This is a genomic window from Vibrio sp. M260121 (assembly GCF_036533715.1).
Lineage (GTDB): Bacteria > Pseudomonadota > Gammaproteobacteria > Enterobacterales > Vibrionaceae > Vibrio.
This window is the reverse complement of sequence record NZ_JATABF010000064.1, coordinates 1-17517: the sequence shown is the minus strand read 5'-3', so window position 1 is coordinate 17517 and position 17517 is coordinate 1. Positions and strand designations below refer to the sequence as shown.

At 49.0% G+C, this 17517-nt stretch carries 24 protein-coding genes; 9 read left to right on the top strand and 15 right to left on the bottom strand.

From position 1 onward, the window contains the following. Window positions 1-60: 60 nt before the first annotated feature. The 13 genes from QTO06_RS23680 to QTO06_RS23620 form a co-directional block, all read right to left on the bottom strand. On the bottom strand, window positions 61-1152 hold the full coding sequence (locus QTO06_RS23680) for a phage portal protein family protein (RefSeq protein ID WP_237305216.1): 1092 nt from the start codon (window positions 1150-1152) through the stop codon (window positions 61-63). Further along, window positions 1094-1519 (bottom strand): hypothetical protein, encoded by a 426-nt coding sequence (locus tag QTO06_RS23675; RefSeq protein WP_024700549.1) that lies wholly within the window; start codon window positions 1517-1519, stop codon window positions 1094-1096. The genes QTO06_RS23680 and QTO06_RS23675 overlap by 59 nt, the downstream gene beginning before the upstream one ends. Before the next feature lie 2 nt (window positions 1520-1521). Next, the gene (locus tag QTO06_RS23670) at window positions 1522-2538 is read right to left on the bottom strand and encodes a major capsid protein (RefSeq protein ID WP_219079368.1); all 1017 of its coding nucleotides are present in this window, start codon (window positions 2536-2538) and stop codon (window positions 1522-1524) included. 69 nt (window positions 2539-2607) lie between these two features. Beyond that, the gene (locus tag QTO06_RS23665) at window positions 2608-3486 is read right to left on the bottom strand and encodes a hypothetical protein (protein ID WP_168936749.1); all 879 of its coding nucleotides are present in this window, start codon (window positions 3484-3486) and stop codon (window positions 2608-2610) included. Then, the gene (locus QTO06_RS23660) at window positions 3486-3881 is read right to left on the bottom strand and encodes a hypothetical protein (protein WP_054824791.1); all 396 of its coding nucleotides are present in this window, start codon (window positions 3879-3881) and stop codon (window positions 3486-3488) included. Before QTO06_RS23660 ends, QTO06_RS23665 begins: the two co-directional genes overlap by 1 nt. Window positions 3882-3949: 68 nt before the next feature. Next, entirely contained in the window at window positions 3950-4900 is a 951-nt protein-coding gene (locus QTO06_RS23655; protein ID WP_086597757.1) for a hypothetical protein, read from the bottom strand. A gap of 10 nt (window positions 4901-4910) precedes the next feature. Then, window positions 4911-5423, bottom strand: a complete 513-nt coding sequence (locus tag QTO06_RS23650; protein ID WP_024700544.1) for a phage major tail tube protein — start codon at window positions 5421-5423, stop codon at window positions 4911-4913. A 2-nt stretch (window positions 5424-5425) separates the two neighbouring features. After that, window positions 5426-7267, bottom strand: coding sequence for an Ig-like domain-containing protein (locus tag QTO06_RS23645; protein WP_331410078.1), 1842 nt, complete (start codon window positions 7265-7267; stop codon window positions 5426-5428). A 67-nt stretch (window positions 7268-7334) separates the two neighbouring features. Next, window positions 7335-7679 carry a GPW/gp25 family protein gene (locus QTO06_RS23640; protein WP_025818814.1) on the bottom strand — a complete coding sequence of 115 codons (345 nt, stop codon included), beginning with the start codon at window positions 7677-7679 and terminating at the stop codon, window positions 7335-7337. Window positions 7680-7807: 128 nt separating this feature from the next. Next, window positions 7808-8617, bottom strand: a complete 810-nt coding sequence (locus QTO06_RS23635; protein WP_140093423.1) for a phage baseplate assembly protein V — start codon at window positions 8615-8617, stop codon at window positions 7808-7810. 2 nt (window positions 8618-8619) lie between these two features. Then, window positions 8620-10296 (bottom strand): phage terminase large subunit, encoded by a 1677-nt coding sequence (gene terL, locus QTO06_RS23630; protein WP_331410077.1) that lies wholly within the window; start codon window positions 10294-10296, stop codon window positions 8620-8622. Then, window positions 10268-10450, bottom strand: coding sequence for a hypothetical protein (locus QTO06_RS23625; protein WP_025818817.1), 183 nt, complete (start codon window positions 10448-10450; stop codon window positions 10268-10270). Before QTO06_RS23625 ends, terL begins: the two co-directional genes overlap by 29 nt. A 9-nt stretch (window positions 10451-10459) precedes the next feature. After that, complete coding sequence (locus tag QTO06_RS23620; RefSeq protein WP_025818818.1) at window positions 10460-11020, bottom strand: phage protein Gp27 family protein; 561 nt, start codon at window positions 11018-11020, stop codon at window positions 10460-10462. 132 nt (window positions 11021-11152) lie between these two features. Between QTO06_RS23620 and QTO06_RS23615 the strand changes: the two genes are divergently transcribed. Genes QTO06_RS23615 through QTO06_RS23575 form a run of 9 tightly spaced genes read left to right on the top strand, consistent with a single transcriptional unit; the run spans window position 11153 to window position 16523 of the window. After that, window positions 11153-11791, top strand: coding sequence for a hypothetical protein (locus QTO06_RS23615; RefSeq protein WP_025818819.1), 639 nt, complete (start codon window positions 11153-11155; stop codon window positions 11789-11791). Then, window positions 11788-12423, top strand: coding sequence for a hypothetical protein (locus QTO06_RS23610; protein ID WP_025818820.1), 636 nt, complete (start codon window positions 11788-11790; stop codon window positions 12421-12423). Before QTO06_RS23615 ends, QTO06_RS23610 begins: the two co-directional genes overlap by 4 nt. Continuing rightward, window positions 12420-12821 (top strand): phage tail protein, encoded by a 402-nt coding sequence (locus QTO06_RS23605; protein WP_025818821.1) that lies wholly within the window; start codon window positions 12420-12422, stop codon window positions 12819-12821. Before QTO06_RS23610 ends, QTO06_RS23605 begins: the two co-directional genes overlap by 4 nt. After that, a complete protein-coding gene (locus QTO06_RS23600; protein WP_025818822.1) occupies window positions 12818-13051 on the top strand; it encodes a tail protein X in 234 nt (77 codons plus the stop codon). The genes QTO06_RS23605 and QTO06_RS23600 overlap by 4 nt, the downstream gene beginning before the upstream one ends. Continuing rightward, window positions 13039-14061: a phage late control D family protein gene (locus QTO06_RS23595; RefSeq protein WP_025818823.1), complete on the top strand. Its 1023-nt coding sequence runs from the start codon at window positions 13039-13041 to the stop codon at window positions 14059-14061. The genes QTO06_RS23600 and QTO06_RS23595 overlap by 13 nt, the downstream gene beginning before the upstream one ends. Further along, entirely contained in the window at window positions 14058-15236 is a 1179-nt protein-coding gene (locus QTO06_RS23590; RefSeq protein WP_025818824.1) for a baseplate J/gp47 family protein, read from the top strand. Before QTO06_RS23595 ends, QTO06_RS23590 begins: the two co-directional genes overlap by 4 nt. A gap of 11 nt (window positions 15237-15247) precedes the next feature. Beyond that, on the top strand, window positions 15248-16144 hold the full coding sequence (locus QTO06_RS23585) for a peptidoglycan-binding protein (RefSeq protein ID WP_025818825.1): 897 nt from the start codon (window positions 15248-15250) through the stop codon (window positions 16142-16144). Beyond that, on the top strand, window positions 16141-16344 hold the full coding sequence (locus tag QTO06_RS23580; protein ID WP_025818826.1) for a hypothetical protein: 204 nt from the start codon (window positions 16141-16143) through the stop codon (window positions 16342-16344). The genes QTO06_RS23585 and QTO06_RS23580 overlap by 4 nt, the downstream gene beginning before the upstream one ends. A 2-nt stretch (window positions 16345-16346) precedes the next feature. Beyond that, entirely contained in the window at window positions 16347-16523 is a 177-nt protein-coding gene (locus QTO06_RS23575; RefSeq protein ID WP_158500882.1) for a hypothetical protein, read from the top strand. A gap of 53 nt (window positions 16524-16576) precedes the next feature. Here QTO06_RS23575 and QTO06_RS23570 read toward each other — a convergent pair whose 3' ends face one another. Beyond that, a complete protein-coding gene (locus tag QTO06_RS23570) occupies window positions 16577-16762 on the bottom strand; it encodes a hypothetical protein (protein ID WP_140093424.1) in 186 nt (61 codons plus the stop codon). A gap of 227 nt (window positions 16763-16989) precedes the next feature. Further along, window positions 16990-17424, bottom strand: coding sequence for a regulatory protein GemA (locus tag QTO06_RS23565; protein WP_051509407.1), 435 nt, complete (start codon window positions 17422-17424; stop codon window positions 16990-16992). Between the last annotated feature and the right edge of the window lie 93 nt (window positions 17425-17517).

Sequence of the window (17517 nt, the reverse complement as noted above, 5' to 3'; positions counted from 1 at the left end):
CCTCATTTTCGAGGCGCTCCATTTTGGTCAGGTTGTCTTTTTCAGCGCGCTCCACGTCTGTTAGAACAGCCATAGATGTTTCGCCTCCGTTGGGTCGGATAATTGAATGGTGCCATCTTCATCAGTGACAGCAGACTTGAGAAGCGCTTTAAACTTCTTATCGTCTACTCGCATGCGGATACGTCCATTCATGTTGTTCGCCTGGAATATCCATTTGAATAACGTTTGGTTGAGCGCTTTGAACACCATCTTTGCATCCGCCTTGGCATAGAAGAACGCATTCTGCTGGTGTGTTTCTCCCATAGCGCGAGAGCCATATTTCTGGTTACCCGATGACAGGGTTTGTCCTGTAAGGCGATAAGTGATCTTGTTATCGATGTATTTAATCGCATTCAAGATTTCATCAACCTTTCCTTGTGGGTTGAGCACTTCAATACTGGAGACACCACTGACTGCCGCAACATCACCGTTCTGCAGTGGAGCCAATGCATCCGCCACAGTTTGCAATGAGGTCTCATTATTACTTTCGGTTAACGCCACTACATTAGGGATGGCATACTTCTCACCAAGGCGCTCTAGGTTAGCCCAGTTCACCCACTTGGTTTGCCAAATTGGCCAGAGCGGCTCCAAGATAGAATGCCCATAGGGTTTGTCACTGGTGCGTTCACGTGTCACCGGAATGATGCGACCTGTAGGCACTGGTTGGATTTCACCATAGGTGTTTCGATACGCGACACCACCATCACGCAAAACATAAAAGCTATCAGGACGCTTGGCTTCGGACTCTACCGGAATGGCATTTGCTCCGTCCTGTTCCCACTTGATTTCAATCGGACGATATCCAAACTCTGCAGCTGTCAGCATACGCAGCATCAAATCTTCCATATCTAACTCACCAAGAATGGCTTTTGCGTTAGCGATGTCGGTTTGTGAGCCTTCGATAATGAACGGAATTTGAGAAGCGAACGCATGGCGCATGTCCACGTCCGAACTGATTTGGTCATCGAGCATCATGGCTCGAATCGCACCAAAATAATAGTTGGTGACATTGACAGACTCAGAGCCAATCTCTGTCGGTTGGGGATAGAAGTCTTCAATGACGCCAGAAGGCAAACCTGCGACCAGGTTTGTGAACAATGTTAGATTTTTCATCTTTTGCTACTGCGGCTCCGACGTAGGTGGATGTGCCAGTGTCATCTTTGTTAATGCCAAGAATGGAATCGATGAGCGCGTATGCCAGCTCTTCAGGGTCTTCAAGATTGAAGAAGTGATGCGCACCTAATTTATAGATGGCCATTTGCACCATAGCAGCAGACAGCACCTCTTTATCAGAGGCATTAAACGCTCGGTTGATATTGCCTGTTTTGGCTAGGTAGCCGTAACACCACACAGCCGCGCTGTTACAAGAGTCGGTGATGTTGTGTCCATCACCGTAGACGAGGCTGTCATAAATTTGATTATCGAGGGCGCGTTGAACGCCCTCTGGTGTTACTAGACTTTTTAGTTCGTCTAGTGTCATCGTTATGCACCACCACCCATTGCATCGTTACACCAACAAATCGCCGCCACCACTGGAACCGGTACGGGTTTTGAGTGACCGATAATTTCTGCGCCATTTGGGTTTTCTGATTTAAGCGGTTTTGAGAAGAACGGCAGTGCTTTCAAACCTGCATCGAGATCATCAATCGCCAGGTAGTAGAAATCGTGCCCAGCATCAAGGTCAATCATACACAGTGCTTCAGCGTCGATTTTATCCACCATGGTTTTTGCACCACCCACATAGGTGTGATACTTACCAGACATACGCTGAATTTTGTAACCGCCGATAGTGATTTCATTTTCCGCGATTTCAATGCTGATGTTGCGAGTATTCGTACCTGAAGCGATGTCCATGATGCGCGCGTAAATATCGCGACCTGCGTAGGTTAACAGCTTGCTGCCATAGCCGTTGTCTTCAATTTTTCCGGCCATGCTTTGCAGTAGTTTAAACAGTTGACTAATGGTGGTATCTGTCGATGATACGTCGATGGTGCCAGCCGCGCTGTACTCTTCGGTAAGGCCGTAGTCGTAGACTTCCAGTTCAATCTCACCACCTTCAGCTTTCATTGGATATTCCACTTTGCCTGAAAGCGCCATGGCACACATCGCCTCAATACCTTTATATACGCGGCGTAGCATGTTGGCATTTTTCGAATCAAACCATTGTTTCGTGGCTTTCATCCCTAATGCTTTTAGGTTGTTTAGTTCGGCAGCAGTCGCAAAGTGCGACATGACAAAACCTTGTGGTTCGATAGCCTTTACGGTTGTACCTTCCGATTTCAAGACAAGGGCAGCAGTACCACGACGAACCACAGGCACGTTTGTGGTGGTGTCTTTGATTTCAGAATATGGCAATGACACGTCATGCCATAGCTGAGCAGGACCAAACACCGTATTGCGAACTGGCATCGGTACGGGTTTTAATTTCTTTTGTTTGTTTAGGAACTCACCCCAAACATCCAGCTTCGTATAGCTGCGGAACAGGTCGATAATATCCATGACTTCTCTCTTTCTTAAAACAGTGTTCAATGCGCCTTAAATACGGTTTTAAGGCGCGTTTAATTTTGGTTACTTGATGCTGACAACGACATCGTCAGAGTCATCACCGATGTGCAGTTTCAGCACGGCGTCACCCGCTGCTTTGGGTAAAATCGCTCCCGTTTGCGCATCCACTTCAAACACATCAGTATCTGAGCTTTCAAATTCAAACTCTTCGTTCTCTGGGTTCGCAAAAGCAATAGGCAGTTCAACAACCGTACCGATGAAGGCGCTCTTACCGAGTTCCAGTTCGATGTCAAAATCTGGTGTAGGGCGAAGGAATCCACGCGCCTTTGAACCTTCCGGTGCTTCTTCGATGTCATCCGGCAGTTCTTTTTCTTGCAATGTGAGCGTGATGGCCATGTCAGATTTCAGACCTGGAACATTACCTGACTTAACGAACGTGGCAGAAAGCGTGGCATCACCCGCGCCTTTGACGATGAACTTGCCATCTTCAATCGCAATCACGCTTTCATCTGAGGTTTTCAGATTGACGCGCTGCTCATGCGGATTGAACACCAGCTCCATCTCTTGACCTTCGGCCATCAACGGCGAACCGATATCATCCACTGCGAATGGATAGGTTAACGTTTCGAGTGCAAAGCCTGGCTCTTGACCAACTTGCTTGGTGGCTGCAGTCGATAGCTTTTGTTTCGCGCTGTCAGCAAGTTGCTCGTCCACATTTTCTGGCGCAAGCGCTTGAGCAACGGCTTCGACCGTCAGGCGCTCCTGGTCGTAAAGCTCAGACAAGACTTTGAGGCCCAGTACCTGTTTCACCAGGTTATCAATCTTGGCTTTACGCTGACGGTTCATCAGCAAGAAGCGAGAGTGACCACCAAGGTTAGCCATGGCGCTGCCAACGCGATTAAATTGCGCTGAAAACTCAGCGTCTAATTTTTGCTTATCCATTACCATTCACCTTCTGCCCACAAGTCACTTAGCGTCAGCATGAACTGTGCTTCTGCTGGAAGTGCAGAGTCATCCGCCAGCACGACGTTCTCACGAACATAATCACCTTTAACGAGTGCAGTCACCGATGCATCACCAGCGAATTGCTTGCGAGTCACAATCGCCAAACGATAAGCGGCTGTTGCCGTGACAGTACCGCCAGCGCCATCATCGATGTCTTCCGTTGGGATAGTGACGCCATCCCAGCGACCTTGAATGCCTTCTTTGGTGATCACAATGACGTGACCAATATCAAGGTCAGTGATGGCACCTGCGGTAATTTGATGCACCTTTGCACCCTTACCACTACCAATCACATTCTTATGGCTTAATGCCGTCTTAGAGGTAAATTCCATAATTCATTACTCTTGAGTTGTTTGGTTTCAATGTGCGCCCAAAGAGAACGCACGCCACATCAATGCAATTACCAACCTTCAGGGTCGAACGTGTCTTTTTCTTCACCTTCGTTTGAAAGTTCAATGTTGCCAAATACATCGAGCGAGCCTTTTTTCTTTGTTGGCTGCGCTTTAATGAGCGACTTGATTTCGGAATAACGAGAGCCTTCGCCTGTGTTACACAGCTCGATAGCCGATGCACCTTTGATCATCGAGGTGATCACTTTCAACATGTCTTCACCAAGATTGGCATCGTTAGCCAATTCAGTGAGAGTGTCACGACGGTCACCTGCCATTGATTCGCGCATCTGCTTTAGCTCTTCACTCTCTAGACCTTCCTGGGTGGCACCTTCGCCTTTAGGGTTGCCTTCATCCTTAGGTTTACCTTCGTCTTTAGGCTTGCCTTCTGGCGCTTTAAAACCCAGCGCGTCACCCAGCTGCTTTTTTTCGTCGTCCGAGTAGCTCTTGACGGCTTTCATTAGATCTTCAAATTTCATAATGGCATTCTCATTCGGTTGTTTAGTTTGCACTCCAGCATTGGAGAACAGAAAAATAGCGTCGCTTTCACCATCGTCGCTGAGCTCGACGACATCCAGTGTTTTGATGTTTGCAGCAGGTGGCAAAGAACCAAGCTGAGCTACGTGGTGAAGGTAGAATTCGCCAGGTTTGCCAGGAAGCGGATAAATGCCGGCGCTTTGACCTTCGAAATACCCTTGGTCTTCTAGCTCTTCGAGTTCAGGTGTGTAGTGCTGCTCGCACAGCAGTACCGCTTCACCTTTGTCGCTCGTGCCAACGCCGCGAACGTCAATGCGACCTAGCGCCGGAACCTTGTCATCGCCCTTTTCGGGATGTCCTAGCGTGACTGGAGGGCGTGAGCCTCCCGAGTTACGAACCACAGATTCCAGCACGGACTTGTCAACAGGTTGACCATTGCGCTGAATGCCTTCACCAACGAGTTCCAATTTGCGAATACGAGGCATGGTTCACTCCTTACAGCGAAATAGTAATGCCGCCGCTACCTGGCTCATCGGCTGGATAGCGAACACCAGTAACAAAATCGAGCTCAAAGAGGCGACCACTGTTGTTGCTGATTTCAATGCGGAACACGGACATCTGAGCGGTGTACGCTACTTTTTCTTTAGTGTGATGTGTCGCTGGCGGATTTTTCACGTAACCCCAAATACGCGTCACTACACCATCAAGACGGCGCGTACCTGTCGTCACATCCAAACCACGGACATCACACAGAGCTCGAATGGCAACATAGCCGCCGTTTTTGGTGAGCTGCTTCAAATCTGCAGGCGCGGTGCTGTCAAACTCGATGTTGGCCGCCATCGCTTCATAATCACCATTAGGGATTTCCATATCACCGATACCGCCAAGCGCCGAGAACGTTTCAACCTTAAGTTGAGGCTCTGCTGTGATGGCTTTGACGCGTCCGATGTACTGCGTTTCATTGATAAAGCACATATGGTTGCGCTTGGTTACATGGTTCTCAGCCATTGTTAATTACTCCCTACGAGTGAGCTAAAGGCGCTTTCCAGACCTTCCACGTAAATTTCTGCTGCATACTCAACGGTCTGCATCGGGATTGGTGGTGTGAACTGATAGCGATACTTAATTTTGCCCTGTTGCAAGTTCACCAATGGGTTGTCGTTTACTTCCAGATACACATTGGAGTAAACCAGTGACGTGCCTTCCTTCGAGCGAAGGTAATCATTGACCGTGTCACGAACGCGACCACACACCATGGCCTGTAGACCATACGGCCCTGTAAACATCGGCTTGTCGATAAACTGCAGCGTAGTGGTTTCAATCGACTCTTCGATGATGTCAGCCGTGCGGCGAACACAAAGGAATGACGTTAAATCGGTTGAGTCTGGATACGCGCTTGAGTAGTTACCAAAACCTTTCCAGCCGCTACGGTTGATCATGGTGTAGATGCCGTTGGCATTAAGATAGTTAACGTCACAAGCGACATCGCTAGGGATGTACTCAATGTCAATGGATGGACCGACGATATCCACCAAAGGATAGTTGGATGGAGAACACCAGTAGCCAGTCTCACTGACAATCGTGTCACCCGTACCATTGCGGTCGACTTGTGCCATCAAGCCTGCCAATGAAGGTGCGAACCAATCCACCTGCGTAGAGCCGTCATCTTGAATAACAAGGGGACGGGGCCAGCATGGCATATAACGATCGCTACCAAATTGCTGTTTAAAGGCGAACGCCTCTTCTTTTGTGCTGACATCTTCCGGCATATCGCCCACCCAAACACCGCGAATGGATTTTACTGCCGCAACTGCTAACGAGGCTGCGCCTGTTTTGTGCAAGATGCCAGGAGCAAGATGGATTTTTGATGAGAAACCATATTTGTTGCCTGCTTTGCGCAGAAGCGGCAAGGCGTCAATGAATGCAGCTAACAGCGCATCAGAGACGGCTGTGACCGTCACTTCATAAGTCAGCGTTGACGATTGATAAGTCGCATTCCCAATCAGCTCTAGTGTGATGGTCGCCACGCCTTCAGCAAGCGGTGTGATTTCACCCGTGCCATTATCGACAATCGCCACCGTCTCATCACTGGATGAGTAGTTCACGGCCAAGTCGTTAGGGTTCGACAGCTCAACAGGCGTTGCAGGTGAGCCTGTATAGACCACGCCTTTAGATGCAGACAACGTCGCACCGTTAACCTCTTTACCTGCATCAGGATTGGTTTGCGCTACGGTCAGTGTGTACGTCAACGTCTCGGTTGCCGCTGCGCGAGTTTGCGATTGAGCAGAACGCGCGCCTTTCTTGCGAGAGCGCGTCGCTTGCTGTGGCGCAGACTCAGATGCAGCTTCGGTGCCGTCATCAAACTCGATATTAAGTGTGATGGTGGTTTCACCTTCTGCCACTAATGTAACTAGGCCGTCTGCATCAACGGTCGCAGCCGCTTCATTGCTGGACGTATAAGCGATAGTGGCGGCGTGTGGATTGGTGACAATAACAGGAGATACCGTTGCGCCATCGTCTATATAAGCAATGGCACTGGCAGAGCTGAGCGTCACGCCTGATGTTGCTGGCTCTTCTGGCGTGTCCGAAAAATCAGAATCTTTACCCAGAGGAATGGCAATCACTGAATTACTTTCCACATAGGTATGAATACGTTTAAGCGCTTTTGAAATGGAACCTTCACCGAAGAGCGCGTACGCATCATCGTAGTTGGTGGTGTGATTGAGCTGCATCGGCTCTGCTTTTTCGGACGTGCCGAAAATGCCAATCACACTCGATGCAACATCGGTGACGGCCAGCGAGCCTGTGGTGGACTCAACGGTATAGATACCGTGTAGAAATTCATCAGACATAATGCCCTCCTAGAAACTGAGAGCATTATGTGAGGTAAAAAGAAGAGAATGCGGCAGCAGCCGTAGGTCAGAGTTGGTTCGAGAGCTCGAAATACTCACGCACGCCTGTTTCATTTATCGTGCATGAAAGCCCCAAGCGGATCAAGCCTTTCGTCGGTTCTACAGATACAATCTTCACGCTATCCAGTGTGATGCGCGGTTCATATTTTGCTACCGACTCGGCAATAGCCACTTGAAGCTTCGACATAAACCACATCGGTTTATCCAAATACGACAATGCATCAGCAGCGTAGTCTGGTAAATAGACACGTTCCATTTTGCTGGTATAGATGATCATGTAGAGCGACTGCTTAATATCATCGATTAATGTGGCGTTTCGACCCTCGCCACCAAGTTTGAGTGAGTAAATCATATCACACCTGTTTTAATTCGTTTAAAAACCCGCTTTAATTGTTTTAAGATTTTATTTTCGATAAATGTTACCAATGAAATTTAAACGCCCTTAGAATGCGATACAGGGCGTTTTACGCTAGGGTTTATTTATCGTCTCAAATAGCGAAGAAGACGACTAAGCAGAGATGCGCTTCGAACGCTGACTGCTGGACCCGTTGGACGATTCTCCGCATCAAGATGGGTGTGCGTATCAACCGATACCGGAATGCCATTAATCGTTGCAATCCCGTTAATCTCCGCATTGCCGGAAACCTCCATGCCGTTTTGCATCTTAGCTACACCACCGAACACTGACCCACCATATCCAGCCGCGCCGACGGTTCCCATAAAGGTCGCCGTTTGCTGACCAGATACCGTGCCCGTCACAGACAGATTGCCGCCGATGTTTGTATTACCCGTCACATCAAGCGTCTTGCTAATTGTCACCGCACCCTCAATATCCACATCAGAGACAATCGAGACTTTATCTGGACCAACTTGAATCGACGGTGTACCACCTTTAATTTTGAGCACGCCTGTTTGCATCGCCTGGTCGTACTCCAATAACGTACCGTCTTCAAACTGGATACCAAACTTATCAGGGTTGGTGGTGTATGGTCTGGCGTTCACATTCACGAGTGAACCAAGGACATAGCCTCGCACCATCGAACCGATAGGTGGGAAGAGACACAGCACTTGCTCACCCACGGCCATGTTCCAACTGGCATTCACGCCTTTGGTGCGAGAGCCCACCACTGACAACCAGTCGGATTCTGGGATGCGACCACCTGCAAATGTAACCTTCACGCGGCGCAGCTCGCTGTCGACTTGACTGACGGTGGCAACACTCACCGTACGCCTTAGCATGGCGACGACATCTTTCATCTTGTTACCAAGTACGCGAACATCATCAAACATGGCTACATTCTCCCTCGCGCACCACCGCCAATACGTGCAAGGCGCTGAGCGGCGCTCTTCATCTTTTTCACCACGTTTGGTGTGGCGCTGCCCACAAATTGCTTGGTCTCAAACTCACTGACACACATCTCAATCACATCAGGGCAGTCATCATGCCCACGCGGAAACTCTTCCAACTGACTTTTAAGCAACACTTGATCTTCTAAGAACTGAACGCCGCCAGATTCCACATCGGGTGACAGTGACTTGATGCGCAGTTTCTTATTGCCGCTTGGCTTATAACCCGTGATAGGCAGACGAACGCCATAGCCTTTGGCAAAGCGAATGACCGAGTTCTTGTAGATTTTCTGAAACGCGACTTCTTCAAACAGTATTTTTTTAGGTGGTTTGTTAAAGGTGTTTTTAACCCACATGTACACTTCAACGATGCGTTTTGCGAACGTCAAATCGGATTCATGCCAACCATTACAAAACAACACGTAGTCCACCAAGGTAATGCGATGGCGACCTACCACGCCGATGGCACTATAGTCTCCGGTCTCCATCCCAGTCGCAGGGTCAGCGGCCATCATGATATCGATGTCGCGGATATCGAGATCGGACAGCTGGTAATGCTTGAAGTATTCGGGTTTGAAGTCTTGCTCTTTGCGCGAACGAGGCATGTTCATGTATTCCGCCCACCACACCTTACGCATAATGCGCCGCAGTTCGTAAAGGTCAGCCAGTGGCCATCGTGACGGAAAGAGAGATTGCCCTGTTGGAGTAAGGGCGCTAAATACCAGACCAAGCCAGTTCGGCAGCAAGCCTTCACGAATGCGTGCGAGCAATCTGGACGGCAAGTCATCGTGGTGCATGATAGTGTTGGCCACCACAATCAGCATGCCTTTACCCAGAGGCAAAATTACTGAGTCAAACCAGTCCTCACACTTGTCTCGTATTTCCTTGTTGTTCTTTTCGAGCTCTGTGATGACGTCATCAAGAATACAAGCTGTGGGACGCAAGAACCCGTGCGTTGTACCACGGATAGACTGACCACGACCGACACCTTCAATGGCATTACCATTGGCGAGCACGAGTTGCTTTTGCGTCCAGATATTGCCGCGAACCTTTTGCACGCCATAGTCATCAATAATGAGCTGGTTGGTCTCCAATTCATTTCGAATGGCCATGATGTTCTTTTTAGCCGCTGGGCCACTGGCACCACCGATAATGATGTATTGTTCTGGGTAATTGAGCAGCAACCACATCGGCAAGGCTTTAACGTTACGTGTGGTTTTACCGTGGTCACGAGGCTCCAAGTCGAGAATGCCATTAAACTGCGCCCGTTCGGGCATAACAATCGAACCGTGATTGATGGGATAGACCAGCTTTTTAAACAGCTTCATGTCGCGTTTGCGCATCACTCGCGATGCCACAATACGAGAGAGCGCCTTTTGATATGGCGCAGCCTCACACGTAAACGCATGCGGCATGTACGTCTCACAAAAATAGGCAAAGTCAGCTTTTGCTCTGGCGCGACGTCGACGACGCGCTTTCTCTTGTCGTCGTTCTTCCGCTAGCTTTTGCTTGGCTTCTCTTTGCCCTTTACTTTGCGCCTCTTTATGCGCGATGGCCGCATTGGCTTTTTCGCGCAGATTATCGAGGTCAGCGTTACTGAACTGTGAGAACGGCGCTTTCATCAATCAGCTCCAGTTGCAGTTTCAAGTAACGAATTTCCAGTTTGTGTTGCTCAATGGAAAGCTCCAGACGTGACTTTTCCAACGTCTGGAGGTGCATTTCACCCAGCAGTACAATGGCAACTAAGACCAGCACTAACGCAGATAAGCATTTCATCACAACTCCTTAGCGACGTTTCTTCGTGCGCTTGCGACCATCGGGATCCACACGCACTGAACGGATAATTTCAACCAACTGGATAAGCAGTTCTGGATTGCTCTCTTCAAGCAGTACCTTAAATTCATCTTCCAGTTCTTTCTTGGCCGCATCCACGCCCTTGCGAAACTCGGTTTTGAGTCGGTCAAGGTTCACTTGAGAATCCGATAAACGAGCCAGCGAGTTTACCAACTTAGTGATATCTTCAAATGACTCAGTGGTGACGTCGTAGTTTTTGACCACCTCAACAATCTTGCTCTGCAGGACCTGCAAACCAATTTCTGAAACGTCAGTGTTGGGTCTATCTCGAAACTCATCTAAGAATTTCTTGGCAAAGCGATCACGTTCCTTTTGCTCTTCCAGGAACGTCTCCCATTTTTTGACTTCGCGATGCACACCTGCTCGGCTCACTTCCCACCCCTCATCTGAGAGAACGGCGGTGATGTCGGTCAGCGTCATCTGCTCCTTGTCGTACATATCGATAATGCGCTCGCTTAATCCTTGCAGCTCAATCTTCGATTTTTTGGCCACATAACCCTCTTATTTTTGTGTATTTAGATGCGCTCATTTTCGCGTGCGCGCGCGTCTGTGCGCGGCAGCAGCCATTGATAGGCATTAAGTCAAGGCACAATGAGCCTCGGTTTAAACGAGATTTAAAACGGCATGAAAGAGTTTTTAAAAGCGCTTAATGAGACAGCGAGCATCATCAATGAATTGCCCGAACGCATTGCCCCTTTTGGTTTGCAGTGCGTGAAAGACAACTATCGCAATGGCGACTTTGCGCCTAACTCGACGCTGACGAAGAACACCAAGAACGGTGGCGCTAAACCGCTGTTTGATTCGGGTGAGACGTACGCTTCGCTTACGTACCAAACAGGTCAAGGGGAATACCGCATCGGGACCAATAAGGTGCACGCACCGCTGATTAATGACGGTGGCATCGTGAAACCGTTAAAAGCGCAGAAGCTCACCATTCCTGCTGACAAGCGTATCAAAAAGCGCACCGAAGCCTATGGCGTTCGCAAGACGTTGTCAGGACTGGAAGCGCAAGGCTGGAAGATTTTCTGGCGTCCAAACTCTGTCATGGGGCGAGCACCTGTTGGCGCTAAAGGCATTGGTCGAAAAATCAAAAGTCGTTTTAACCGCAACAACAAGAGCAAAGATAAAGGTGTGTTCTACGTGCTGTATATCCGAGTCGATGAAGTGAAAGTACCAGGGCGACCATTTATGTACCTAAGCGACGAGCAACAAAAAGAACAGGCTGAGCTGGTTCAAAAAGAATTGATGAAGGCAATTAAATGAGCGCACCAAGTTTACACCCTGAATCGCTGATAGCCATCAACAAGCTGAAAGCAGAAATTGAGCGTTACCTCGATATCACTACCATTGTTGAGCCCAACAATGCGATGGCAGCGATTGAAGTGCGCTTGATGGTGACAGGCGCGTCAACGTTGAACCCGTTACCGAAACCAGACTGTTACGCTCCGTTCGTGCCGTATGAGTGGAATCTGCCCGTAGTGGTCTGCGTGCGCGCAACGGGAGGCAATGCTGGCAATGCGCTCGCTGGGCAAGCCACTTGGATCAATATGCAGCTTGCCAACTTCTTAGAGAACGAGCTGGTTGAGGTGCGCGACGTGAGTCAAATCCTCAAAGTGCCAAAGGGCATGATGCAACTTGGCCCAAAGAACAAGATGCACATCGTTGGCGATGCGGAAATCACCAACGCCAAATTTATCCAAAGTGGATTCACAGGGGACAAAGAAGCGGCGGATTTCGATCCCTTTGATGGCCCCTTTACTTATCGTGAAGACTGGAGCTTAACCATGGTGCTCACGGTCCACCGCGATTTTTATTCGCCAACATTAAGAGAAGTTCGCTTTTACAACGAACTGCTTAACGAAGAAGTGGTTGTGCCGCCAGAGGAGGAAACATGAGTCAAGAAGCGCAATACGCCGCTTGGGGTGGTTTTGGTGATTTGACCTTTAAGGGGCGTTTGAGTCCCAGTCAATTTCAAGACCGTCGTACTTGGCGCGTGACCGCTCAGCAAGTGGTGAACGGTTATCCAAGACATCAGGCGCAAGGCGAGAACGAACGCACTTGCTCACTGACGATGCAGTTCAGCAATAAGTTTTGTGACATCACAGCAAGTGTTAAGACGCTGGATGCCATGGCAGATAACCAAGTACCTCGCGCCGTCGTGATTGGTGATGACATCAAAGGCAAGTTCACCATTCGCAGTCGTACGCTGACAGGCATGAAGACCACACCCAGTGGCAGTGTCGTCAGCATGACGTACCAATGTGAACTAGTGGAAGTGAAAGATAAACCATGAGCACCACGACGTTATATGCCCAGCGTGGTGAACGTTGGGATCAACTTTGTTATCGCGCTTACAGCAGTGTTAACGAGGCATTGGTCATGACACTGCGTGAAGCGAACCGAACACTGGCAAGTGACATGGATAACTTTGAGTTTGATGGGGGGGAGGTCATCACTGTTCCTGCACTTGAAGTGAGCACGGTCATTGAAGACACCACGGAGAAGCCACCATGGGCAGAATAGCTGGAAGCTTGATCAAGCCATTTGCCATCGTGAAGTGGGCTGGCAAAGAAATTAGCCAAGAGCTGTCGGACTACGTGAGCGCGCTGACCTACACCGATGTACTCGACAGTAAGAAGGTCGGCACTGATACCGTCTCGATGACGCTCGTCAATCATGATGGCCGCTTCTACGATGCTTGGTTCCCTGAAAAAGGCGACACGCTTGAATGTGGTATTGGTTGGTTTGATGACGATGGTAAGCGCAACGCGTGGATGTGGGGCAAGTTCACCATTGATGAGATCAGGTTTAGCTTGAACCCCGACAAGGTCAGCGTCGGTGCGAACGCCAAGCCTGCCACCCGCGGTAAAATCGACAATGAAACGTGTGAGGTGTATGAGCAGACCAGCTTTGTCACATTAGCTGAAGACATCGCCAAAGAAGTAGGCGTCTCGATACTCATTGCCCCTAATGCGCGCGATGTCGCTTACACCCGAGTGCAACAACGAGACGAAAGCAAGATGGCCATGATGGGGCGCTTGGCTGATGAGAACAGCATTCCGATGGCGTTTAAAGGAAATCAACTTGTTGTCGGTGAGCTTAATACCAGCACGTTAACGCTCGATATCCGCAATCGAGACATCGTTGTTAATGGTTCGTTCCCAGTATCAGACCGCACTAAAAGTGATGGCATCATCGTTCAGTTCTATGACGTAATTAACAACACGGCAGGTGAATACAAAACTGGCAATACCAGTGATGGTGCAAAGATAAAGAGATTGACTCCCGATGGGGTGACTTCCATGGAGGAAGCCAAGAGCTATGCCGACAACTATGTCGCGACAGGCTCAGGTAAAAGCAAGCAAATGGCCACTGGCAGACTGACGCTAGTGAACGCCACAGTGACCACTGCGGACACGATTAACTTAACGAACGCAGGCAAGTTGCCAGACAAGTGGAAGCCAACAGCAGTAAGCACATCGCTCACCAGTAGTGGCTGGACCTCCACCGTAACCATACAGAGACGCGCATGAGTACCAACCGATTTCCAACGCTACCAGAACCAAGCTTGGTTACGCCTGATTTTGAAGGCGACTTGGCAAGTCTGAAAGAGCGTTACTTTAAAAAGACGGGCTATTACCCAACCGTAAACGATCCTGAGACTGTTCATCTTGAAGCCATTGCTTATAGCAAAAACGAAGTGGTTGATGAGATCAACTACGAGTCAAAACAGAACTTATTGGCATTTGCTAAAGGTGATCGTCTTGAACATCTCGGAGCTTTAGTGGGCGCTGGCGAACGCCTTGGCGAGTCTGCTGCCAGTACGGTTATCGAACTCACGTTTACGGCAGGTCACGCTGGGCTTGTTATTCCTATGGGATACCAAGTCAAAGCCGTCGATGATGAAACGATTTTCGAGTGCATGACGGATTACATCGTTGATGCTGGCGATGCCAATTTACTGGCCAACTTTGAATGCCAAACACCAGGTGAAAGCGGTAACGGATTCATTGCTGGCCAAATCTCTACCATCGTGGATACCAGTATCGCTGAAGTGGAAAGCGCGACCAACGTGACCACAAGCCAAGGTGGTGCACAAGAAGAAGACGATGACCGTTATGCTTACCGCATTTGGCTTGCACCATCAGGGTGGTCTTCCTGCGGCCCTTATGATGCGTATGAATACTTTGCTCTGTCTGCCAGCTCAGCTATTGGCTCAGTTTCCATTTGGACTCCAGAACCAAATGACATCAGCATCAGCGCTATCTTGCTTGATGGCTCTTTGCCAGAGCAGCCCATCATTGATGCGATTTACGCACAGTGCTCTGGTAAGACTCGCGTACCACAAGGGGATCGAGTGACCGTTGTCGCGCCTGGTGGCGTCGATGGCACCGCCACTATCGCGTTGCAGGTATTCAATGACTATGCCGCACTGGGTAAAACCATCGTTGATACGGCGACTAAATTGGTGAATGACGAGCTACTTAAATGGCGCACTACTCATGGCAAAGACATCGTCGTGCAAGACCTTGAAACCATCTGCAAGAACATCGAAGGCGTGTACTACGCCGCTGTCACCATTACCGACAGCGATGGCAATGTCATCGATAAGAAAAAATCCATCAGTAAACAAGAGCGCGCCAACATCACATTGACCAGTGTCACGCACACCGTCATTGATGAGCTTAGCTCGAACAACTTCCAATAATGGGGAACTTTATGCAAACACAACAAGCTAACGCGCTGCTCGATACCGCCAAAGCGAACATTGAAAAAGCGCAACGACTTATCCAGGGGCGAACCACCCCACACATCAACACCAAAGCGATGCTAGGTCGAACGAACGCCACGCTTTTTGAAGGGCAAATGAACAGCGCACAACGTGCCTGTGTTCTTGGCTTTATGTTTGTGCATGCAATGTTCGTGATGCTTGGTATGACCGTACCTCTTCAATACCTGGCTTACGTGCTCGCCACGACTTACCACGAAACAGGCCGCACCATGAAACCCATTGAGGAATGGGGTAAAGGACAAGGCCACTCATACGGTGAACCAGACCCTAACACAGGTCAAACCTACTACGGCAGAGGCTATGTGCAGTTAACTTGGCTTGCGAACTACGCCAAAGCCAAAGCGGTGGTATACAGCCGAAACTGGCAACAGGGTGTGATTGATTTTGTGAACGCGCCAGAGCTAGCACTAAATCCATTTTATGCCGCGCAGATTGCGATTAGCGGCATGATGGCTGGTTGGTTTACAGGTAAGAAGCTAAGCGACTACCTGCAGCTTGACGGTTCGTTTGATTACCAGGGGGCAAGAGCCATCATCAACGGTAAAGATAAAGCCGAACAGATTGCCGCTTATGCCATTGCGTTTGAGACGGCCTTGTATCTAGCCATCGGTACTGACATCGAGCGCTCGGTGATTCAACGTGGCAGCACTGGGGATGATGTTCGAGAGCTGCAGTTGGGGCTTGGACTCAACCCGGATGGCAAATTTGGCAATGCAACGCAGACCGCACTTATTCACTTCCAGCAACAACATGAACTTAACCCTGACGGTATTTGTGGCTCATCCACTTGGACTGCATTTGAAAAAGAGATCTACGGACTATGAAAAAAGCACTGATTTTATTCACCCTTGCATTGGCAATGCTAAACCTCACTGGCTGCGCAACTGCCATCACCAGTTACAACGTGAGCTACGGTGACGACACTTGTCCACTCAAAGTGGAAGCCGATACCTCAGTGGGTGTATCGGTTCGTATCAATGACAACACAACCCACTGCGAACAACCTAAAGATAATGGAGACTAACTATGATCAAAAAAGTCGTGATGGCCATCGTTCTATGCATGTGCCTCGGCGGCTGCACCAACATCCTCACGTACATTAAAACAGACAACCGCAGTCACAACTCAGGATGCAATGCGGCAGGTGACGGTGGTGATGGTGTGAAACTCGGCGTGCCATGCGAGAACACCACGAAAAAATAACAGGCACAAAAAAAGGCGCTTTAAAGATAATTTAAAGCGCCTTTTTATTGTCTTTAAAACAGAGCGAGTTGCTCATTCTTCTTTTCCGCTTCGCCACCTAAGTCCTCCACAAAGACAAACCAGGTATTCAATCGAAAGGCAAAGAAGCTTAGGTCTCGGATTAATCCATTACGCTTCGTTGAGCCGACGTTGAGCACGTCAGTCATCTTCGCAACAGATATCTCTTTGTTCGCTAGCATAGTAATTACTCCTTTTCCAAAAATACGCCGCCAGTTCTTTCGGTGTGTACCAGCTGCGCGGAAAGCCTAAGTCACTTTTAATAATAGATTCATCGAAAGGGGAAAGCTGCAGACGCTCAAACAGCTCATGCGCTGGTACGGCCTTAGTTGGCCACATGCGCTCTAACAACATTTCAAGATCATGTTGAGAACGAACTTCCAATACTCGATATCGAGATGAAAAATGATTAGCCATGGCGACCTCCTAACCAACGCTCCAAGCCGAGAATGACTTCACTGATTTTGGTACGAGTCAGCCAGCGCGTTTTCTTTACACCAGCAGTGCGCTCAACGAACGCATCAAGCCGAGCATCATTCAAGCCACTCCAGCCTTTATCCTTTGCTAAAGCAGCAAGCTTTGCCCACTGCGCGTTCGTCGGACGATTGCCTTCACCTTGACCACCCGGTTGCTTATTGAAGGTCAGATAGCCTTCATCACGCAACCCTTTAACCAAATCCATCAGTTCTTCGTCGGTCATCTCTTTGCAGGACGTTTTACCAACAGTAATGCCAAGATAATTGCGATACTCGTCATCATCACAAAAGCCCATGCGGTCTTTTAATAGCGCCTGCACACCTTTATGGATCATGCCGTAGTACTTGTTTCGATTTATGTCCACCATGCTTCTCTCATCAATTGTCAATTGATAACTCTTATTATTGTAGGGGCGGACAGGTTTGCGATTGCAAATGTTTTGTGCAAAAAAAAGCCTCAC